The sequence below is a fragment of the Paraburkholderia largidicola genome (assembly GCF_013426895.1).
Classification (GTDB): Bacteria; Pseudomonadota; Gammaproteobacteria; order Burkholderiales; family Burkholderiaceae; genus Paraburkholderia; species Paraburkholderia largidicola.
Genome location: NZ_AP023175.1, coordinates 2,159,642 through 2,181,270, shown reverse-complemented (window position 1 = coordinate 2,181,270; position 21,629 = coordinate 2,159,642). Strand labels below are relative to the sequence as shown.

17 protein-coding genes are annotated in these 21,629 nt (G+C 61.3%); 10 read left to right on the top strand and 7 right to left on the bottom strand.

The genetic code is table 11. The annotated features are described in order from the left end of the window. Positions 1–3 precede the first annotated feature (3 nt). Together PPGU16_RS26355 and PPGU16_RS26350 are read left to right on the top strand one after the other, a co-directional pair. Complete coding sequence (locus PPGU16_RS26355; protein ID WP_180723324.1) at positions 4–1,104, top strand: NmrA family NAD(P)-binding protein; 1,101 nt, start codon at positions 4–6, stop codon at positions 1,102–1,104. Between the two features lie 44 nt (positions 1,105–1,148). Beyond that, on the top strand, positions 1,149–1,688 hold the full coding sequence (locus PPGU16_RS26350; RefSeq protein WP_180723323.1) for a DUF8737 domain-containing protein: 540 nt from the start codon (positions 1,149–1,151) through the stop codon (positions 1,686–1,688). Here PPGU16_RS26350 and PPGU16_RS26345 read toward each other — a convergent pair. Next, a complete protein-coding gene (locus tag PPGU16_RS26345; RefSeq protein ID WP_180723322.1) occupies positions 1,681–2,106 on the bottom strand; it encodes a hypothetical protein in 426 nt (141 codons plus the stop codon). The two genes, PPGU16_RS26350 and PPGU16_RS26345, sit on opposite strands and share 8 nt — an antisense overlap. A gap of 1,248 nt (positions 2,107–3,354) precedes the next feature. Between PPGU16_RS26345 and PPGU16_RS26340 the strand changes: the two genes are divergently transcribed. Both PPGU16_RS26340 and PPGU16_RS43290 read left to right on the top strand, forming a co-directional pair. Beyond that, positions 3,355–4,284 (top strand): hypothetical protein, encoded by a 930-nt coding sequence (locus PPGU16_RS26340; RefSeq protein WP_180723321.1) that lies wholly within the window; start codon positions 3,355–3,357, stop codon positions 4,282–4,284. 240 nt (positions 4,285–4,524) lie between these two features. Further along, positions 4,525–4,737 (top strand): ParB/Srx family N-terminal domain-containing protein, encoded by a 213-nt coding sequence (locus PPGU16_RS43290; RefSeq protein ID WP_180723320.1) that lies wholly within the window; start codon positions 4,525–4,527, stop codon positions 4,735–4,737. Here PPGU16_RS43290 and PPGU16_RS26330 read toward each other — a convergent pair. Both PPGU16_RS26330 and PPGU16_RS26325 read right to left on the bottom strand, forming a co-directional pair. Beyond that, positions 4,672–4,869 (bottom strand): hypothetical protein, encoded by a 198-nt coding sequence (locus PPGU16_RS26330; RefSeq protein ID WP_180722661.1) that lies wholly within the window; start codon positions 4,867–4,869, stop codon positions 4,672–4,674. The genes PPGU16_RS43290 and PPGU16_RS26330 overlap by 66 nt on opposite strands. A gap of 175 nt (positions 4,870–5,044) precedes the next feature. Next, positions 5,045–6,262, bottom strand: a complete 1,218-nt coding sequence (locus PPGU16_RS26325; protein WP_180723319.1) for a DUF2252 domain-containing protein — start codon at positions 6,260–6,262, stop codon at positions 5,045–5,047. A gap of 362 nt (positions 6,263–6,624) precedes the next feature. On the opposite strand from PPGU16_RS26325, the gene PPGU16_RS26320 reads away from it, so the two are divergent. Further along, positions 6,625–7,104 (top strand): hypothetical protein, encoded by a 480-nt coding sequence (locus PPGU16_RS26320; RefSeq protein ID WP_180723318.1) that lies wholly within the window; start codon positions 6,625–6,627, stop codon positions 7,102–7,104. 589 nt (positions 7,105–7,693) lie between these two features. Here the strand turns inward: PPGU16_RS26320 and PPGU16_RS26315 are convergent. Then, a complete protein-coding gene (locus tag PPGU16_RS26315) occupies positions 7,694–8,512 on the bottom strand; it encodes an alpha/beta fold hydrolase (RefSeq protein ID WP_180723317.1) in 819 nt (272 codons plus the stop codon). 341 nt (positions 8,513–8,853) lie between these two features. Between PPGU16_RS26315 and PPGU16_RS26310 the strand changes: the two genes are divergently transcribed. From PPGU16_RS26310 to PPGU16_RS26295, 4 genes are all read left to right on the top strand, one after another. After that, positions 8,854–9,771 carry a LysR family transcriptional regulator gene (locus PPGU16_RS26310; RefSeq protein ID WP_180723316.1) on the top strand — a complete coding sequence of 306 codons (918 nt, stop codon included), beginning with the start codon at positions 8,854–8,856 and terminating at the stop codon, positions 9,769–9,771. 599 nt (positions 9,772–10,370) lie between these two features. Beyond that, on the top strand, positions 10,371–12,050 hold the full coding sequence (locus PPGU16_RS26305; RefSeq protein WP_180723315.1) for an ABC-F family ATP-binding cassette domain-containing protein: 1,680 nt from the start codon (positions 10,371–10,373) through the stop codon (positions 12,048–12,050). Between the two features lie 509 nt (positions 12,051–12,559). After that, complete coding sequence (locus tag PPGU16_RS26300; protein ID WP_243460615.1) at positions 12,560–13,867, top strand: hypothetical protein; 1,308 nt, start codon at positions 12,560–12,562, stop codon at positions 13,865–13,867. Positions 13,868–13,884: 17 nt separating this feature from the next. Next, a complete protein-coding gene (locus PPGU16_RS26295; RefSeq protein WP_243460614.1) occupies positions 13,885–16,755 on the top strand; it encodes an SEL1-like repeat protein in 2,871 nt (956 codons plus the stop codon). Between the two features lie 128 nt (positions 16,756–16,883). Here PPGU16_RS26295 and PPGU16_RS26290 read toward each other — a convergent pair whose 3' ends face one another. The 3 genes from PPGU16_RS26290 to PPGU16_RS26280 form a co-directional block, all read right to left on the bottom strand. Continuing rightward, positions 16,884–17,996, bottom strand: a complete 1,113-nt coding sequence (locus PPGU16_RS26290) for an NADH:flavin oxidoreductase/NADH oxidase (protein ID WP_180723312.1) — start codon at positions 17,994–17,996, stop codon at positions 16,884–16,886. A gap of 73 nt (positions 17,997–18,069) precedes the next feature. Beyond that, positions 18,070–18,819 (bottom strand): SDR family NAD(P)-dependent oxidoreductase, encoded by a 750-nt coding sequence (locus tag PPGU16_RS26285; protein ID WP_180723311.1) that lies wholly within the window; start codon positions 18,817–18,819, stop codon positions 18,070–18,072. Positions 18,820–18,905: 86 nt separating this feature from the next. After that, positions 18,906–19,652, bottom strand: a complete 747-nt coding sequence (locus PPGU16_RS26280) for an SDR family NAD(P)-dependent oxidoreductase (RefSeq protein ID WP_180723310.1) — start codon at positions 19,650–19,652, stop codon at positions 18,906–18,908. A gap of 239 nt (positions 19,653–19,891) precedes the next feature. Here PPGU16_RS26280 and PPGU16_RS26275 point away from each other — a divergent pair, with 239 nt between their 5' ends. Next, a complete protein-coding gene (locus PPGU16_RS26275) occupies positions 19,892–20,800 on the top strand; it encodes a LysR family transcriptional regulator (protein WP_180723309.1) in 909 nt (302 codons plus the stop codon). The last annotated feature ends 829 nt before the right edge of the window (positions 20,801–21,629 follow it).

Sequence of the window (21,629 nt, the reverse complement as noted above, 5' to 3'; positions counted from 1 at the left end):
ATCATGCTCAAGCCAAGGATCCTCGTAACCGGTGCGACCGGGAAGACAGGCAGCGTCGTCGTTGCCGAACTGCTGAAGGCCGGCTATCCCGTACGCGCCATGGTGCACCGGGAAGATGGCCGCAGCGTACGGCTGAAGGTGCAAGGGGCCGAGATAGCGGTCGCCGACATGAGTGATGTCGAGCGCGTCGCCGACGCACTGAGAGACGTTCAGCGCGCCTACTATTGCCCGCCCTTCGATCCCCACATGATTCAGGGCGCGGTCGCGTTCGCCGTCGGTGCCAGGGAATCCAGGCTCGAACACATCGTTGGCCTGACCCAGTGGCTGTCGAGTCCCTCGCATCCCGCTCTCATGACCCGGCAGCTCTGGCTCGTGGATCGGCTGTTCTCGATGACTCCCGGAGTCGCGCATACGATCGTGAGGCCGGGCTTCTTCGCTGACGCTTATCTCGCCTTGACTGGATTTGCTGCACACCTCGGCGTATTTCCCTGGATCTATGGGGATAGCCGTAACGCGCCACCGTCCAACGAGGATATCGCGCGAGTCGCCGTCGCGGCCCTGATGGATCCTGCGCGGCACGCCGGGAAGCACTATCGCCCCACTGGGCCTAAGCTCCTGGGCTCGGAGGACATGGCTAAGGCGATCGGGCGGGCTGTCGGGCGATCGGTCAAGGTCGCTCCGATCCCGATCTGGCTATTCATGAAGGCCGCGCGGATGGGCGGCTTGCCGATCGACCTGATCAGCGGCGTTCGCTACTACATCGACGATCACAAACGCGGTGCCTTCGAACTGGGCGCACCGACTACAGACGTGCTCGATGTGACCGGTCAACCCGCCGAGGACTTCGAGACGATCGCGCGTCGCTACGCGGCGCTTCCAGGCAACCAGCGGACGCCTGGTAATTGGCTTCGCCAGTTCGCGCAGTTCATGATCGCTCCGCTCAGCCCCGGCTTCGATCTCGAGCGCTACGACCGTGAACTACGTCGCCCCTTCCCGGCGGAACCGCAGTTTGCGTCTGAGTCCAAGGTCTGGCTGCGCGAGCATGTCACGGGTCACGCACAGCGAGACGCTGTGATTGCAGAACTCAGCACACTACGCGCTTAAGTTTTCACGGTCGATCGCGGAAATTTGAATCAAAGGAGAGACTCATGCTGCCCCAGCTCTGGTTTTTCGTTAGCATCGCATTCAGCCTCACCACATGGGGAGTCGTCACCAGGCGATACGTCTGGCCAAAACTCCGCCTGCTGCGACCGGTTGAAGCGCTGCGGCCTCTTCTCATCCTGCACAGCTTCCGCTTCATCGGGTTGGCATTCCTTGTCCCAGGTGTCGTGTCGCCCGAGCTACCCACCGCGTTCGCAAATGCCGCCGGCTATGGGGACCTCGTTGCGGCGATACTCGCGTCGCTATCACTGGTGTTGCTGCCACGCGGGGCTGGCATTGTGGTCGCCTGGATCTTCAACGGGTGGGGCCTGGCAGATCTCCTGAATGCTTTCTATCAGGCCAATCATGCTGGGCTCGTGGCGGGGCAGTTGGGCGCGACCTACTTCATTCCGACTCTCGTTGTGCCGCTACTGCTGATCACGCACGGACTCATCTTCCGCATTCTTCTGCAACATCATAATCAGCCCGCCACACGGGGAATGATCACCCCAGACGGCATCGAGGGCCCAGCCCCGTCGATCAGATGAAGCGAACGTGATGGCGGTTTTCCTGTGTGATCGAAAGCGCTTCTCGCGCTGCATTCATCTCACGCCTGCCGCCCGACTGGGCATGCCCCCTGACTTCTGGCATCAGAACCCATCCGAAAACGCGAGCGATTGCACCGAGAACCAGGATGCAGGCGGGCGTCGCAATACCGAGAATAAGGCTCCATTCAACAACAGTACCCGGGTCCATTCCCAAGGCGTAGCAAATACCCGCCAACAACAAAGACGCGCCAAGCAGAATCGGTACGCAAGCGAGTTCCCAGCGCGCGCTTGCGACGAGCGCGGTGCGTGCCAGATAAACCGAGCCATCGGTGTGGTTGCGGATGCCGTAGATCTCCAGACGATCCGCAAACTCAAGACACGCGACCTCCAGCTCATCACCTTTTTCGATATGCATCACGCTGTGAGATATCCCGACTCGGTCAACAGCGGCGCGGATCAACTGGCTCCGAAGCGCGGCAGATTTAATGTGGTCAATACGTATTGTCTGGGACGCGAAAGGCGACGAACTCCGGATTAGCACGTCCATCCGGACATTCATCACAATGCACGTATTGTCCAGGTGAGCGTCGTCTCTGTCCTAAGCGCTCAATGCGCGCGTTTGAATTGGTTTCTCTACAGGTTCACGCGATCGACCAATCTGCGCGGCGGAGAAAAGTCTGCCTACCGATACCATTCATGTGAAGAAGCCGGGGTGGTTAAGTAGCGTGTCAAGCTGGCAACCCGTCCGGATCGGCCAGGAAGATGGCGAGTCTTCTTCGCGCAAAAGCTTACGATAGAAAACCTGGTACACCGCTTCCATTGCCATGGGGGCGCCAGGGGGTCGACACGCAGAACGGTCCCGCGGCTCATTTCGATGAGCACTCCGCGAGGGGACGGCACATGAACGTAGTAAATGGAAGGATCAGACGAAACGATCCGAAGCGGATCGTAATGTTCAGACATGTCGAGCTTGCGCATTCGGGTGCAGGTAGCCCGGATGCTGGGTTCGAGGCTGCACGGCCAGCGCGAGGCAGACGCCTTGCGCTTTGGGTTGCGTCAGCAAGTGCATTGGCTGCCGGGATCATGGGTATCGTCGCGTATGGCGATCGGTTCGCCCATGATCAGGCGCCCGGGATCATCGAACCCACGTCGCCGGCGCAGCACGGGTCCTGGTCCGGTCAGGTCGCGAAACCATCGTCGCTTCCCGCCCGCGGAACCGCGCTTGCCAGTACGGAGCTCGCCCCGCCTGTGTCTTCCACTCCGTCCGACCACCCCGTTGGACGTACTCCGGATTATGCTGCGCCGCAGTCGGTTAAACGACTGCCAGGTCAAGCAAGCCATGCGGCGGCACAGAATCGCCGCTATTCGGCGCCGCACGCGAAAGCGATCGCACGGCATGCGCCCGAGATCACCCGACCTACGTCGTCAGCGCAACAAGCGCCTTCGTCTGGTCAGGTCACGAGTTCATCGTCACCTCCTGCTCGGGGAACTGCAATTGGCAGTGCCGGGCTCGCCCCACCGACCGCTTCCGCTTCGTTCGATCACCGCAGCGCACTTTCTCCGAATGCTGCTTCACTGAGGCTGGCTGAAGGACAGCCTGCGGGCGGTCACGTCGGAGGTGGTTCGGGCACAGGCAGTTCAGGTGCAGGTGGCGCAGGCGTAGGCGGTGCAGGTGCAGGCAGTTCAGGTGCAGGTGGCGCGGGCGCAGGCGGTTCAGGTGCAGGTGGCGCAGGCGCAGGCAGTTCAGGTGCAGGTGGCGCAGGCGGTGCAGGCGCAGGCAGTTCAGGTGCAGGTGGCGCAGGCGGTGCAGGCACAGGCAGTTCAGGTGCAAGCGGCCACGGCGGTAGCGGCTCGGGTGCAGGTGCAGGTGCAGGTGCAGGTGCAGGTGCAGGTGCAGGTGCAGGCGGTGCGGGTGCAGGCGCAGGCGGTGCAGGTGCAGGTGCAGGTGCAGGTGCAGGTGCAGGCGGTGCAGGTGCAGGCGGTGCGGGCGCAGGCGGCGCGGGCGGTCACGGCGGGGGTAACTCGGGCGCTGGCGGTGCAGGCGCCGGTGGTGCAGGCGCTGGTGGCGCCGGCGCAGGTGGCGCAGGCGCTGGTGGCGCAGGTGCTGGTGGCGCAGGTGCTGGCGGCGCGGGCGGTCACGGCGCTGGTAGCTCGGGCGCTGGCGGCGCAGGCGCAGGTGGTGCTGGCGCAGGCGGCGCTGGCGCTGGCGCTGGCGCAGGCGGTGCTGGCGCTGGCGGTGCTGGCGCTGGCGGCGCAGGCGCTGGCGGCGCAGGCGCTGGCGGTGCTGGCGCTGGCGGTGCTGGCGGTCACGGCGGAGGCGGTTCGGGCGCAGGCGGGAACGGCGGAGGCGGTCACGGCGGGGGCGGGTCAAGGTAATCGGCCGCCTTCCCACGGCGAGGCGGATTCGCCCGTCGTGGTGGACGCAAGCAGCGACGGCAAGCATCTGGCTCTCTCAGTCATCAACGATGAAGAGCCTATTGCGCCGATATCTGCAAGCAGATTGTCCAAGCGCACTCCGGAAAGCTCGAATCGGCATCTACAACCAACGCAGGCACCCGTTTTGCGACGCGTATCCCGTAGCCTGAACAACCGATAGCTGATTCTGGTTGCGCTCGCGAAGGTGGTCACGCGTCGCACGCGCCTCTGGTATCGCGTTCAATTCGGATGGCGTCTCACATTCGCCGTTGCCGACGTGACCGTGGCTCGCAAAGGAGCCAAATTGAAAACAGTCGCCATCAAAAACATCCGCCCAACTCAGCTAACGCACGGTCTTCGCGAGATCGCCCAAAAGACGCAGTTCTATGAGCTATGAGTCGCTGCCGGTCACGATCCGGAAATGGCGACCACTGAGAAGCCGGTGCCCGTCGTGCCTGGACCAAGCGGCGCATCCTTCGCGCTTGACCATCATCATGTGGCAACCGCTTTGTGGCGTGCTGGAATAGAAACGATGCCCGCAGTGCTCGTGGCGAATGTGTCGCGGTTGTCATATCAGGATTTCTGGTTGTCGATGGATGACCACCGCTGGACCTACCCACATGACAGCATGTAATACAGGTTCGACGATCAGACGGTTGGGAACAATGATCTCGTTCACGTAGGACGAGTGCGTATTGAGCATCAACTGCATTGGCGTCGACTGGGAACACGTATAAACCATTTCATATCCGACGCGCAGTTTCATACGAGGCATCCGCAAGTGCTGGTGCGAGATGTCATGTTGATTCGTAGCGCAACCGCCGGCCCCGCGAAGGCATCCGCAAAAAAATTGCGGTCTGACATGCCGCTATGCAATCGGTCGCGTCACACGAGTTGTTCAGTCAGCTTTCGGCACGGGACGCCCTCCGCTCCGCAGCGAATCAGCCCGCCTCCAGCGCGTAGCGTCGACAATGTTCGAGATAGCCGACCTCGTGACTCCCTACCAGTTCGACAACGCTTTTCCACAGCCACGTGGGTGCTTCGATCGATTTTGATTTTGTACGTCGCAACTCGGATGTCCAGCGCTTGCGATCCGAGTGATTCATTTGCCGTGCATGTGCCTGGCCCACGACTAGGGCAAGGTAACGCGCAACCTCCATGGCTTCTTTCGGCCCGACCTGGTCGATTTCCAGCTTAAGATCCTGCGGCAACAACTCGCGCAGCACGACCGGCCGCTCCTGAAGCGTCGCTGAACGCATGCGCTCGCCGAGATGCGGCGACAGGTGACGGGCACCCTCGACGACGCGCTCCGCGTTGTCTCGGGGCATTACGGCGTCCTTGTAACGCGGAGCCGCTGCCTGCACACCTTCCTTGATATCGATCAGGCACAGGTCGTCGCCCTCTACCGCGCCACCATCCACATCGAGAAGAACCGCATAGCGGAGTCGCCCGAGGGAACTGCAGCCCTTGACCCAGTACGCGGCGTCTAGCACCGTCACATCACCCGTGTCTGGACGCCCGCGCAAACCTGTCGCGAGTTCCGCCAGGGTATGGATCTGAAAAAGCGATTCGATCTCGGCTCGCTCTTTTTCGCTGACAGGCCAGAAACGCTTGCCAAACGGTATGGTGGGTTGCGCATCGTCCAGTCTCTCGCGCGCAAGATGCTTCCACGTGCGTCGCACGGCCTCGCGCATTACCACACGCACCACTTCCGGTCGGTCGCCAGGATCTCGCGACGCCGTCTCTTTCGCGAACGGTTGCAAGTATCCCTCGAAGAGCGCTTCGATCATGTTGATAGTGGTAATACCCGGAAGTGCAGATCCGCGCGCGGCGGTCGCCAGGGACAATCCGAGGCGAACGAGATCATGCACCGGGTTACCGATGACGGTTTGATCGAGGTCGCGAATCTGAACTTCGATCTTTCCCTGGGAATTCGCTATCGGGCCAAGATTGCCGGTGTGACAGTCGCCACAGATCCAGATGGCAGGGCCTTCAGGCAAACCCCGAATTTCCGCCTGCTTCAACCAGTCATAAAATTTGACCGTGTTGCCACGCACGTAGGCGTGCGTAGAACTAGCCATCTTTGCATTGCGTTTGGCCGTCAATACGTCCTGCCGCTTCGCGTGGCGTGGCGGTTTCGGTTTCAGAGGTTTGCGCATGGCCTCATCACGAGTCTGGAAAGTGGAACATGAGTCATTCGAACGATGCGGGCTTACGGAGGAACAGCGTCCAGCAACGTAGTGCGCGAACAGGTTTGGCAACAGCAATCGTCGTGCCGCGTCTGGCAGGCTGCTGAAATATCCCTTCGAATCAGCGGTAGCCACTTGTGAACCTGGAAACTGACGTGGATCCCGACGCGGCCACTATGGTGGCTGTGCGTCACGGGCGTCGCCGATAAGCAGTTGGCGTCGCGTCCCTGGCCTAGTTACCGTTTGTCACGAGATCAGGGTCAACGTCCGCGAGTCGACTAGCGTTGATACAGACAGCACTGCCCAGTGCAGTGCATTTCCAGGGAGGAAATATGAAGAAGATTGTCGCAGCACTCGCATCCGTATTGCTCGCCACCACGGCACTCGCACAGACCGCCGCGCCCTCGGACGCTACCAAAGCCCAGATGAAGGCAAACAGCGAGAAGAGTGAAGCACAGGCTACCGCCAATAAAAAGAAGGCTGAAGCTCAGAGTGACGCCGACAAGGCTCAGGCTTCAGCGAATGAAGACAAGGCTTCTGCTCAAGCCAATGCTGACAAGAAAGCGGCGAAGATGGAAAAGGCAACAACGCCGAAAGAAGCGTCTGACGCACGCGGGGACGCAATGAAAGCACAGGCCCGAGCCGACAAGAAGAAGCACGACGCGCAGGTAAAGGCAGACAAGAAGAAGCATGAAGCCGCCCAGGATGCCAACGTGGCTCAAGCAAAGGCAGACAAGGAGAAGGTCGAAGCTCAGAACGACGCAAACAAAAAGTCGGCCGACGCCAAGGTTGACGCCACGAAAAAGCAGTAAATCCGGCGTTGCCAGTGGCCGGAACCGGTCAACACACAACACAAAGTGAACCGTGATCCGCTCCGAGGGCGAGACCCCGTGCTCGCCCTTTTCTTTTTCTGACGAAGCACATTTCTGCAAATCGTGGATCCGCACGGCTTCCTGATGCGATCACATCTACGCGTGAATGGCTACCGCCGGAGAGCAGTCCTTACCATACCGAACTTGATTGGCTTCCTGAACATTGCTCAAGTAACTTTCGCTTCAGTTAATTCAGACGTCAAAAAACCACTTCATTCATGACACTTCCAGAGTTGCAGATGATTGCCAGTTGACACCGCAAACGTTCCACGGGAGCCGCGTCACTGCCGCAACAAAATTATGTCCCAGCCGAGCGTCTCAGGATCGGCCAGAGCCGACGGTCAACGGTCAGCCGCTGTGCGGCGGCTGAAGGTCGCTTCACTGACATTCGCAAATCCATGCCGACGAATGCCTCTTCTCTCCATCGACGAATGAGTCTTCACGACCCTACGTGGACACGTAGGTCGAGTGGCACACCCGTTGAGCGCGCCACTCGAATTACCTGGTTCTGGTTCGGGCTGGCGTCCTGTCAAGATTTGATGAACTCGAGAAGGTCGGGGTTGAGGACTTCCGCGTGGGTGGTCAGCATGCCGTGCGGGAAACCAGAGTACGTCTTCAGCACACCGTTCGCGAGCAGGTCGACCGCGCGGGGCACCGAACTGGCGAACGGGACGATCTGGTCGTCTTCGCCATGCATGACCAGTACCGGCACAGTGATCTTCTTCAGATCTTCGGTGTAATCCTCCAGCCAGGAGAATACGGTCTCGTAGTGGGCCTGGGCGCTGCCGGCCATGCCCTGGCGCCACCAGTTCGCGATCACCGCCTCAGACGGCTTGGCGCCCGGACGGTTGAATCCATAGAACGGACCCTCCGGGACTGCCCGGTAAAACTCCGACCGGTTGCCAAGCACGCCTGACTTAACCGCGTCGAACCACTCCCGCGGCTGACCTCCAGGGTTCGCGTCGGTTTTCACCATGTTCGGCGTCAACGAGGCCACCAGCACTGCCTTGGCGACCCGCTCCTGGTGGCGAGCGACGTAGCGTGCCACCTCGCCGCCGCCGGTGGAGTGCCCGATGTGGATCGCGTCGCGGACGCCGAGGTGTTCGGTCAGTGCAGCGAGGTCGGCGACCCAGTGGTCCATGTCGTTGCCGGTGCCGACTTGCTCGGACCGACCGTGCCCACGCCGGTCATGGGCGATCACCCGGTAGCCGTGGTGAAGGAAAAACATCATCTGGGCGTCCCAGTCGTCGGCCGACAGGGGCCAGCCATGGCTGAAGACGATCGGCTGACCGGACCCCCAGTCCTTGTAGAAGATCTTTACGCCGTCCGGAGTGGTGATCGTAGGCATCGCTGGTACCTCCTATAAGAGATTGATTGAAGTGTTGGTGCTCCGCGAGGCATCGAGAATGCTGCCAGCGGCTTCCTTCGAAGTCTTATTTCACAGTGCGCATCTGAAAACGTGCGAGCGGAGCACACTCCGACAACGCTGCGATGGAATGCTGTGGCAGAACACGATGCTAAGCTTGGGATCTATAGACATTGCCCTCTCCTTCCAGGATTCGACTGGTTTGACCGCGGTGCTTCCGTCGATGCACACACGGAAGCTACTGCAAAGATAGGCGTCCCATTCCCTGAGGACAAAGGCTTTGTAAGTCTTCACCTATGCCTTGAAGGCATATCGGAGATCCAATGGAACTTCGACATTTGCGATATTTCGTTGCCGTTGCGGAGGAAGGCAGCCTATTGACGGCCGCTCAGCGGAGACTGCACACGTCGCAGCCGTCGTTGAGCCGGCAGATTCGCGACCTGGAATCCGAAGTCGGTGTGAAGTTGCTGGAGCGCCAGGCACGTGGCGTGGCGCTCACCGCCGCCGGGAGAATTTTCCTTGATCACGCGCGCCTGGCGCTGTTGCAAGTTGATGCGGCTACTGACGGCGCGCGGCGGGCGGAACAGCCGGAAAAGCCCGTCTTGTCCATGGGCTTCCTTGCCGGGCAGGAAGTCGTGTGGCTACCCCATGCTCTACGCATCCTCCGGGAAGAGGCGCCGGAGGCCGAAATAACGCTGTGCAGTCAGTCCTCCCCAGAACTTGCTCTCGGGCTGATGCGAGGGAACCTGGACGTTGCCTTTCTTCGCCCGGAGACGCAAACCTCTGGCCTGTCCTTCAGGTTGTTGGCAAAGGAGCCCCTGATCGCCGTGCTGCCGGCGGATCATCGCCTGACGTCACGCAAAAAGATTCGGCCGCAGGATCTCGCCCGCGAAATTTACGTCAGTTCAGCGAGGACGTCTCCGGTATTGAAATCCGTGATTGAGGATTACGCATCGAAAGTCGGGATCACGCTCAGGGCGGAGTATGAAGGCGAGAATCTGCCGTCGGCAATGTCACTCGTCACGTCCACGGGTGGCGTTACGCTTATCCCCCTGTATGCGCAAAATATGCTGACACCGAATGTTGTTGCCCGGGCGCTTGACGACGTGCCTCCGACAATTGATCTCGTCCTGGGATACAACAACGCAAATACGACTCCATTGCTCCTTCGGCTTTTATCTCGTGCCGACGAGTTGGTCGCAAACGTTCAAGATCAGAGCATCATCCGATATGCCGTCTAGAAGGGCCGTCCTGGAAGCATCCGTTCGTGGCCGGATGTCGATCTACGCCAATCGCGCAGGACCGGCAGGCGCCGACCGTGAGTAGGCCGTGGTCACGTCGAACGCGGCATCCCGCGCGGATTATTCTATTTCGACAGGACGACATGCATCGCGTGGGGCACGGCGACGTGCCCGGTGCCCGGCGCCGTCCGATCGACGCGTGACAGCAAGCCCTCGCCTTACCCTAACAATGCGGGAGACGGAGATCGAATGGCCGCTTTGCCGGACTGTGCCGCCGTCTGAATGCAGAGTGGCACAAAACGCGAGTGCCGCTTCATGGCCGGAAATACGCATTCTCACGACCCGCCTGAAAGCTGCCATCGAGAATTCCAACATCGTCACGCGGCATCTTCATCGAACTGATGCTATCGCCCAGAAGCCGTCACTCACTGTCTGTTCCCTGGCCCCGCAGCCGGAACGCCCGGTGCGCTAGTGTCCGCCTCCCTTTGCGGCCGATGGACGCCGTGAAGCACGAGCGGCTCGTCACTCGTGCGGCCAGAAAAAAACAGCCCCGCGCATCCGGTCGGCTATCATGCCTATCCTCTCCGAAGTAGCCCCATATGATTTCCGTCCGTAATCTCACATTGCGCCGCGGCGTTAACGTCGTACTCGACAACGCATCCATCACCTTCACCCCCGGCGAAAAGATTGGTCTGGTCGGCCGCAATGGCGCTGGCAAGTCGTCCTTCTTCGGCCTTCTGAACGGCACGCTGCACGAAGATAGCGGCGAGTTCTCGATTCCCGCTGCGTGGAAGATGGGCCAGGTCGCGCAGGAGATGCCGGAGACCGAGCAGAGCGCGACCGACTTCGTGGTCGAAGGTGACACCGTGCTGCTGGCTGCGCACGCCGAAGTAGCCGCCGCTGAAGCCAGTGACGACGGTATGCGCATGGCGCACGCCTACATGGACCTGCACGACGCCGGTGCGCACGATGCCCCCGCCCGTGCCCAGGCGCTGATCCTGGGCCTTGGCTTCACTGATGCGCAGCTTAGCCAGCCGGTCAACAGTTTCTCCGGCGGCTGGCGCATGCGACTGCAGCTGGCGCGCGCGCTCATGTGCCCGTCCGACCTGTTGCTGCTCGACGAGCCGACCAATCACCTCGACCTCGACGCGCTGGTGTGGCTGGAGGCGTGGCTCAAGCGCTATCAAGGAACCCTTGTCGTGATCAGCCACGATCGCGAATTCCTCGACGCGGTAACGCAGGTGACGGTGCACGTCGACAACGCCAGGCTCGTACGTTACGGCGGCAACTACAGCAAGTTCGAAGAGATGCGCGCTGAGCAGCTCGTGTTGCAGCAGGCCGCGATGGCCAGGCAGGCGGACAAGATCGCCCACCTGCAGAAATTCATCGACCGCTTCAAGGCCAAGGCCTCGAAGGCGAAGCAGGCGCAAAGCCGGGTCAAGGCGCTCGAACGCATGGAGAAGATCGCACCCGTGCTTGCCGACGCAGAGTTCAGCTTCGAGTTCAAGGAACCACTCAACGTCCCGAATCCGCTGCTGTCGATGCTGGACGCGAGCTTCGGCTACCCGGCGCCGACCGACGCACTGCCGGGCACGCCGCCCACGGTCATCGTGCGGGGCATCAACCGATCCGTGCTGGCCGGACAGCGCATCGGCATCCTCGGTGCCAACGGCCAGGGCAAGTCCACGCTGGTGAAGACGGTGGCGCACGCACTTGCACCGATCGCTGGTGAGATCAGCGAAGGCAAAGGCCTGAACATCGGCTATTTCGCACAGCAGGAACTGGACGTGCTGCGTCCGCTCGACACGCCGATGGAACACATGATCCGCCTTGCCAGAGACACGCCGCCCCACATGCGCGCACCCGGCCAGAGTGGCACCGAACAATCGCTTCGCACCTTCCTTGGCACCTTCAACTTCAGTGGCGACATGGTCCATCAGGCGGTCAAAACGATGAGCGGCGGCGAAAAGGCGCGGCTCGTGTTGTGCATGATCGTGTGGCAGCGCCCCAATCTGCTGCTACTCGACGAGCCGACCAACCACCTCGACCTGGCCACACGCGAAGCGCTAGGCATGGCGCTCAACGAATTCGAAGGCACGGTGATGCTGGTCAGTCACGATCGCGCCCTGTTGCGCGCCGTATGTGATGAATTCTGGCTCGTCACCAAGGGTGGCGTCGAGCCCTTCGACGGCGATCTGGACGATTACCAGCAGTTCCTGCGCGACGAAGCCCGTCGCATGCGCGAGCAGGCTGCCGGGGAGCAGAAGGTCATCGCCTGAGTTCTCGGGTTGCTCGATACCGTCGCCCTTCCCTCGCACGCGATGATGCGCCAAGAGGACGCACATCATGTCTTTGTTCGAAGATTCGTCGGTGCCACCGACACGTTGGGCGGCAAAGCATGCATCGCGAAGCCGAGTCAGGCGGAACAAGCTCGGTCTGCGGCGCCCGACGTAGCCGACGTACTGTTTTCCAGCTATCGAAACGCATAGGCCAACGTGACCCACAACTGCCTTTCGCAATAAAACCTCGGCAAAGACAGCGCTCGGTTGAGTAGCGATCATTCGTCCACGAGTTGGCAGAAGCCGGCCATTGTTCAAGAATCTCCCCGACTTGCCGATATCTCATCCTGCCGCATCCGCGTCATGCATGCCGCTTGAATGAATCGGTGAGCCTGGGCGTCGGGTTGCCGGTTCAATGGCCATTTGAACATTCGAACAAGATGAAGCTAAAGACCAGGTTCTACGGGGTAGTGCTGTTTTTCACGGTAGCAAGCGCATATGCACTCGATATGCGAAGCACGCAGCCTGTTGCGCCCGAATCACCAGCGTCGACAACCGCGCCGGTCAATCCCGCGGCTGTGAGCAACGAGCGTATCCGCCAGTTCTTCAGCCAGTCGGGACTCGATCCTGCTTCGGACAACGGCCGCTTGCTGATGGATGTATTCACGCGGATCGCGGCGGACGCAGAGTACCGCGAGAAGTTCAGCAAATTTTCGCAAGCGCGAGGGATGTTCGGCGGTCAGCTCTCGCCGGACGACCGCTTGCGAGTGCTGCACTTGATGAAAGACCTGGCGCAAGGTCAGAAGGGCGATTGCGATGCCATCGCCGCCAACGGCCGCGACTTCGTCCTGCTGGCAAAAACGCTTTCGCCACATGGCTTCAAGGATTTGCTGGAAATCCTGGAGATTTCGGTCGGTCGCAGCATGCCCGACTCGTACGACGAGCGATACACCACTTCGGAACTGCTAGCCGCTGAATCGGACCTCGAATCGGGACTCGTAGCAAAACTGACGCCACAATTCAGCGAGAAGCGCACACCGAACTTCTGCGACGTAGTGGTCGCAGGTGTGGACACGATCGATGCAGTACCACCGGCGTCGCGCCAGCGCGCAACGTACGAGTTTTTCCAGACTCTCGACCACAAGCCGTCGGCGCGCACGAAGGTGCTGACCGACCCGTCCGCGTACCTCGACGACATGTTCGACGAACGGCGCTTGCCCGATTCGATCCGCCGGAAGTTGCCGGCGAACGGCAGCCGGCCGCTGCCGTACGCGCGTCTCGTGATCGACGCAGAATGGCACCATCGGACGAAACCGAACAACCCGTCGCCGTTCAAGGACACGTTCGTGAACCGCCGCAACAATGGCGTGATCGCCGAACTCGTCACGCCGGGCGCAGACTCCACCCCAAAGGACTGGTCCGACTTCTATCTGAGCTTCGGTGTCGCGGACCTGCTGCGGCAAAACGTCGGGTCTGGACTGACGCCGCTCGGCACGTTGAAGGACGACACGGCCGTCGAGGTCGCGAGTCTGCCGCTTCTCGAAGGGCACAGCATCGCATTCCCCGTTCCCCTCCCGTCGGAGTACGGCGAAACGGCCAGAACGTGCGAGGTCGGCAAGACGGTTCCCGCGTCGACGGTTTTCAGGTCGCTCGATGGAGACGCGGTCGAGCTGCATTGCAAATTCGTGAAGAAGAGCGGCAGCACGGAGCGCATCAACATCGCGTTGCTCGTGAACTATGGCATCCCATGGTGGACATCGTATGACGACGAGGACGACCACACCGACATCGTCGTCAAAAACGTGACCGTGCAGTAGCCATGAAGGTGCGACACATGACACGCGAAGGCGCGCGTCGCCATGTCGGCACGTTGCTGGGCGCTGCGTTCGCGGGGCTCCCCGTCGTGGCCATGGCGTTACCCGCGCCGCCGCATGCAACTCCCGTCGCGCGGCTTTCCAGCACCCAGCTTCCTGCCGGGGTGCCACTAGTGGCGATCGAAGACAGAACGACGCCCTGCGCCCTGGCGTTCGACTATCGCTTCTGGAGCGCGTCGCCGCTCGACAAGTCGCAAGACGAACTCACGCGTTGCAGGGACGAAGCCGCGCGCGGCAATCTGACCGCGCGAGCGCTGTACGGCCAGATGATGACGTACGGCTACGGCGGGCAGCGCGACACCCAGCGAGGTGTCGCAATCCTCGAGTCAGCGGCGCTCGAAGGCTCGCTGCTTGCGCACCGCATACTCGGAAACGTCTATCGCGACGGCACGGCGGTTCCTCAGGACTACACGGCGGCGCGCAAGTGGTTCGAATCGGCTGCTGCGCAAGGCGATGCAGTCTCGGCCGATGTGCTCGGCGCGATGAGCGCCAACGGCGAGGGACAACCGGTCGATAACACGGCCGCGTACCGGTACTTCGTCCAGGCCGCCGACGCAGGCTCCGCGAACGGCGCGGCCAACGCGGCGCAATTTGCTGCGTTCGGGCGCGGCGTGCCGCGCGACCCCGCCGTCGCCGCTGCGTGGATGATTCGAGGTGCGACCGGTGGCGATGCGGGCGCCCAGTTCCTGCTCGGCTTCGCGTTATTGCGCGGCGAAGGCGTACCGAGCGATCCCGCAAACGGCATTGGGTGGTTGCGCGCGGCCATGCGCCAGGGCAACCTCGCTGCCGGGGCAGTGCTGGGCGACGCGTATCTGGAGGGCGTGGGTGCGCCGCGTGACGCCCACCGTGGATTCGCTCTGATGTTGCGCGCAGCAACGCGAGGTTCGGTCTACGCGCAGCGCAGGGTTGGCGATTTCTATGCAACCGGCACCGGCGTCGCAAAGAACGATGTCGAGGCGCGCGACTGGTACCGAAAGGCGTCGCTCGAAGGCGATGCCGCCGCTCGCGCCGCGCTCTCCGGCCTCTATCGCACCGGCCGTGGCGGTCCCGTTGACCTGGAAGCCGCGCTCGGCTGGATGCGTGGCGCAGCGGACGCCGGTTCGGCGTCGGCACAAAACGATCTTGGCGTGATGTACCGCGAAGGCTGGGGCACGCACAAGAACCCCGCCGAAGCGCACAAGTGGTTTGCAAAAGCGCAGGCGCAGGGGCTTGCCGTCGCCTCGCTCAATCTCGCGGTGTATGCACTGCACGGAGAAGGTGAGCCGGTCGATCCCGTCAAGGCGTTCAGGCTCGCCAGACAGGGCGCCGAGCGCGGCAGCACCGCCGCGGCGGTCACTGCGGCCGCCTGGGCGTGGCAGGGGCAAGGCACGCCCGTCGACAAGGACCAGGCGATGCGCTGGTATCGCTTCGCTGCGGACCATGGCCACGTCGAGGCGGCGCGCTGGATCGGCAACCAGTATCTCGCCGGTACCGAAGTGCCGCGTGACGAATCTCTCGGGCTGCATTACCTGACGCTCGCGACGGACGCGGGCGATTCCGCGAGCAGCGTGTCGCTCGGGGCGTATCTGACGGAACATCATCAGTCTCTGGCGGGAAAGACGGGCGTCGAGTGGCTCGAAGCGGCTGCGACACGCCGTGTTCCCGCGGCTTATGGCGTACTCGGCTATACGTACGCGGGCGGCATCGCGGGCAAGCACGACGCTGGCGCAGCGCTGAACTGGTTTTCCCAGGGCGCGCAACTCGGCGATCCCGCGTCCCAAGCATGGCTTTGCAGCACGTACACGTTCGGGAGCCCGAGCGTGCAACGTCGTCCCGACTATGCGGCGCGCTGGTGTCAGGCCGCCGCACGCAGCGGCAACGCGATGGCGATGAAAGCGCTTGCCGACAAGGGCAACGGCATCGCCAGCGACACTGATCGTGTGTATTGGCAATGGACGGTCGCGAATCAAGGCGACGCGAAATACCAGTCGATGCTCGGCGACAGCTACGATCTCGGCGAAGGCGTCACGCCCGATCTGTCGGCGGCGACCTACTGGTTCCGGCGTGCTGCGGAACAGGGCAACGCATCGGCTCAAACTTCGCTCGCATGGCATCTCTTCACGGGCCTGGGCGGCCGGGTCGACGAGCATGAGGCGCTCACGTGGGCATCGAAGGCGGCGCCCGCCGACGCAGAGGCCAAACGGATGGTGGGTGTGGCGTACGCCTATGGGCGCGGCGTCGGGCGCGATCCCGACGCGGGCCGCGTCTGGTTAGGAAAAGCGCTGGCGGCCGGCGACGACTGGGCAGCCAGCGATCTCGCGACCCTGTACGAAATCGGGCCGCGCGCGATGCGCAACCCCGCGCAGGCGATGCAACTGCATCAACAAGGCGCGCGAGGCGGCGCGGAGCAGTCGCAGATTGCGCTCGCTTTGCATGCGTTGGCGACGGGCGCGGAATCGGAACTCACCAGCAATCAGCGGCGTTGGCTGGTTCCAGCCGACGCGGCGTCGAATCCGTGGCGCAACGATTCACTCACACCCGCGGACGAACTGCGTCAGCGCTGGGACGGTCTGTCATGTCTGAACGAGGCATTGCTGGGCAATCCCTTGATGCAATACGACATCGGCATGCGTTTTCTGGCCGGCAACGGCGTGCCGCGCGACCGTTCGCTCGGCGCGGCATGGATAGCCCGTGCGCGCGCCGGTTTCGAAGCGAATGGCGGGATACCGGCGTATGCCGCTGCGATCAGGATCATCGAGTCGAGACTGGCCGAACGCCTGAGCGACGACGAGAAACAACGCGCTCGCGAGATCGCCGCGAACCTGAGCGCGACGGTGACGGAATTGCGCTGAAGCGACAACACTGCCGTTTTGCTGAGTTCCGATGGCGCAGGCAAGCGCCGTGCGGCGGGCGCTTTCACATGCGGAACCGCCGCCGAAACGAACGCGGAGGAGGCGAGCAATGTCAGACATCGCACCCTTCATCGTGCGCCGTTCATGACTCCGTCGAAAATGGCCGCATGCCTCTGCGGAGGCGCGCGCCAGTACTGCCGGGGGGCTTCGACGGTAGCGCCGAGTGTCGCCGCTGCGTGCCACGTCCAACGTGGGTCGTAGAGCATGCCTCGAGCGATAGCCACAGCATCCGCCTGGCCACTGGATAGAATGTCCTCGGCCTGTTGCGCGTCTGTTATCAGACCCACGCAGATAGTCGTGACGCCTGTTGCTTTCCTGATCTGGTTGGCAAACGGAACCTGATAGCCCGGGCCCAACGTGATTTTCTGCAGCGGCGAAATGCCGCCTGAAGACACGTCGATCCAGTCAACGCCTCGTGTCTTCAGTGCCTTCGCAAACTCGATGGTCTGCTCTATGTCCCAGCCGGCGTCCATCCAGTCCGTAGCCGAAACCTTGACACCAAGCGGCTTGTGCTTCGGCCAGACAGCGCGCACCGCGTCAACTACCTCCAACGGATAACGCATTCTGTTCGCGACGGTCCCGCCGTACTCATCGGTCCGTGTGTTCGAAATCGGGGAAAGGAACTCGTGAAGCAGATAGCCATGGGCACAATGCAGTTCAATCGCGTCGATGCCAAGCCGGTCTGCGCGCCGCGCGGCCGAAACGAAAGCGTCCCGGATGCGGATCATCCCTGCGCGATCCAACTCACGCGGCAACTCCTCGCCTTCTTTCTGCGGCAACGCCGAGGGGGCGTCCGCGATCCAGCCTCCATCAGCCACAGCGATCTGTTGGCCGCCTTTCCACGGCACTTCGCTGGACGCCTTACGTCCTGCGTGCCCCAACTGGATGGCCAGACGAACGTTCGAGTGGCGCCGCACCGCGTCCACGACCGGCTTAAGCGACATTTCAGTTTCGTCGTCCCACAGGCCCAGGTCGCCAGGCGTGATACGGCCGCCTGGCTCCACTGCCGTTGCTTCGATGCAAAGCAAGCCCGCACCCGAGTTGGCCAGACCGCCCAGGTGAATCATGTGCCATGCGGTAGCTTTACCCTCTTCAGCAACGTATTGGCACATTGGCGAAACCATCACTCGATTCGCAAGCTTGAGTTCCCCCAATTCGAGCGGGGAAAACAGGATACTCATTTTCTTACCTCCAGAAAGGCGGCCGCAGATGCCCGATGTTTGTTATCGGGCGGCGGCAGGTGACGCGCAGGCTTTAAGCAGCAGTTCGTCCGCCGTTGACTCTAAGCACTTCTCCCGTCATATAACTCGCCTTATCCGACGCGACGAAAACGATTGCATCCGCAATTTCTTCCGGCGTTCCCGCGCGCTGAAGTGGCACGGTGGCGAGCATGGTCGCCTTGCTCTTTTCGGAGCCCGTTATCCGATCGAGCATTTCGGTTTGTATGGGCCCAGGTGCGACCGCATTGACACGAATATTGAATGCTGCGGCCTCGAGTGCAGCGGACTTTGTGAGACCCTCTACGGCGTGCTTGCTGGCGACATAAAGCGCATTCCTAGCAGCGCCGCGGATTCCCATCGTCGATGACACATTGACGATGCTCCCGCCGCGCTGGGCCGACATTGCCCGAAGTTCGTGCTTGATCGCGAGTAACGTGCCTAGCACATTCGCGTCAAAGACAGAGGCGTATCGATCGACAGTCTGTTCGACTATCGGTCCGGGCTCGCCCTCATAGCCTGCGCTATTCACCGCGATGTCCAAACGACCGAAGCGGGCAATAACGCTTTCCACCAGAGCTTGCACTTGCTCCTCGAATCGCACATCCGCTTGTACGAACTCTGCTTCGGCACCGAACGAGCGCAACTCCTCTGCTAGCCGCTTGCCCTCTTCCGGCCGGCGCCCCGAGACGACCAGCCGGGCTTTCTCCCTGGCGAAAGCAATGGCTGTCGCTCGACCGATACCGGCAAGCGCTCCAGTGACGAGTACTACAGGTGAACTATTCAATTTCGGATTCCTTCTTAAAACCTTCCCAATCACTCAAAGTTGTTCGAGTCGATCAGTGCAAAATGCATCGCGTCGCTCGCGCAACCTCACGCGCTATATCCGCCGTCGACTGGAATAATCGCTCCCGTGATGAAGCTCGCCGCAGGACTGGCGATAAAGGCGACTACGGAAGCAATCTCTTCCGGGCGGCCAAAGCGTCCGAGTGCAGTTGCAGCCGCTTGTGCTTCTGCAAAGGGGCTATTGTCCGGGTTCATCTCGGTGTTCGTCGATCCGGCACCGATGACATTCACAGTAATACCCTTCGCTCCGAGATCCCGGGCGACACCTTTGCTATAGCCCTCGATTGCGCGTTTTGTCGCGCTGTAGTCTGCAAGCCCGGGCCAGGTCGAGCGTAGCGCGAGGGCCGACGAGATAGAAATAATCCGGCCGCCGCTGACCATCACTCGCGAGGCTTCGCGGATCGCAGTCACGACCGCTTCGTAGTTGATCTTCAGTTGGCGTTCAAAGCCGGATGTCTCCGTGGTTTCCTCGACAGTGCCCGTTTCGAAAACGGCCGCGTTGTTGACCAGAATGTCGAGCTTGCCCAAACGCTTGACGACTTCCGCGACCAATGTTTTGACCGCGGTTGCGTCCGCCTGGTCAGCCTTCAGCGCAATCGCCTTACCACCCGACGCCTCGATTTGCGCGACGACATTCCTCGCTGCGGCTTCACTGCTGGAATAACTGAATGCTACGGTGGCGCCTTCCGAAGCCAGCTGGATAGCGGTTGCTGCACCGATACCGCGTGAGCCGCCCGTGACGAGGGCGACCTTTCCCTGAAGAGTATTTGCCATGATGTTGTCCAATATCGTGTGGACCCGTTGTGTCCGTTACGCGCGCGTAGTTCGCCCGCACGTTTTTCGTGACGCTCGAGATCCAGGTCAAAAGTTGCGCCAGGCCGGAAGCTCGCTCCCGGCTTCTGCCGCGATGACCCAAGCGTACTGGCAGCCCATCACGTCGTCTAATCAATGATTTAGTGGAGTATCATCATTTTTCGTGATGACAGAGGGCGGGCAAAACCGGCGGACACAGCATGAAAGACCTCGATCTCCATCTGGTTTCGATATTCGATGCGGTCATGACGGAAGGATCCGTTACCAAGGCGGCAGAGCGTCTGGCGCTAACCCAGTCCGCCGTCAGCAATGCAATCGCCCGGATGCGAGTGGTCTGGGATGATCCGCTGTTCACCCGACACGGCCGTGGCATCAAAGCCTCCGCCAGAGCGCAAGAGCTTTGGCGGGAAATCCAGGAACCGCTTGCGGCAATCCGCATGGCCGCGTCGCCTGTCCGATTCGATGCGGCCACATCGACCCGCGCATTCCGCGTCGCCGTGACCGATTACATGTCGGGTTCCCTGTGGCCGTCCCTGCGTCAGCATATCGAGCGGCACGCGCCTGGAATTCGAGTTCTCGCGGTGCCCTACACCAGTCAGGAAACGGGTGCCCGGCTACGAGACAACAATATCGACATATGCATCGGCGGGCTTCAGCATATGGGCGATGAAATCAAGCTTCAGCGGCTTTTCAGGGAAGACTGGGTCTGCGCGATGAGGCCGGATCATCCGCTCGCGCGGTCGCCACTGACTGAGGAGACGTTTCTCGAAGCCGAGCACCTTCTCGTCTCCCTTTCGGGCGATCCTGTTGGCATTGCGGATGCCGCGCTGGAGCGCGCCGGAAAGCGCCGTCGAGTCGCGATGACACTGAACAATTTTTCAGGCGCGCCATCGCTTCTTCTCTCGTCCAGCCTGATCGCTGTGCTGCCCGCAGGGGTGGTGCGAACCCATCCCCTCAAAGACCAGATTTACTCATGCGATGTACCGCTGACACTCGCACCGTTCGACTGTCAAATGGCCTGGCATACGCGATACGATCGGGATTCTGCTCACCGATGGATGCGGGCGCTCATCGTTCAAACCTGTAATCAGATTTGGACAGCGGGCTAATGGAATCAGGGGCTGGTTTTTTTCTGGTTGCTTGTGAAACGTACTTCTTCAAGCGAAGAAGCGGCAACCGCTGCCTGTTTGGGCGACTGCGCGGGCGACCGGATCGATACCGTTACTCTGCTTTTCCGACGCAGCCCCAATTTCACCCATGATGTCAGCCCACGCGGTGGACGCGTCCGTATTATCTTGTGCGAGCACGCCGCGCGACAATGCAGGTACGTTGTTTGCGTCGACCGCACTCACTGGTCCGGTTAATTAACCGCTCGTGAAGTGGCAGGCGAAAGAAAGCGCATCCGGAAAGATCACCGACAGCTAACTGACTCAAGATCAACTGAGCGGAGCCGCAGGGATCCCGGCGCATGAATCGTCATGCAAACAACCGACGGTTAGACCGCGCGCAACTTACTTCGCTCAAGGCGGCCGGACCAGCCTTCCGTCCCTCTCCAACACCAGCTGCTTTCGAAATCCACTATCTGCTATCTCGGGTGACCGCAGGTTTCGGGATCACCGCCAACCGGCAGTCGTCTAAATCTAATCGAGATACGCGAACGGCGCATGCGAATCCATCCAGTCATATCGACTGCTTGATGTCGTCCACGCCCACTTTCGCTCGAGATCGAGACTCATCTTGCCAAATTCGTCAATGCGCTGAATTTGCGTGCGGTTGCACTCGCCGTTACGTTGCCGAGCGGCGTGGTTTTCCTGTGTTTCGTGTTTCATGATTAACGTGTTTGAATGAAGTTGATGGTATGCACTCTTGTGTCTGCCTCTCGAGTCGAGAGGAGGCGAGCTATTCAAGGCCAACTGCGTCAGTCCCAGCTCCAGCAGT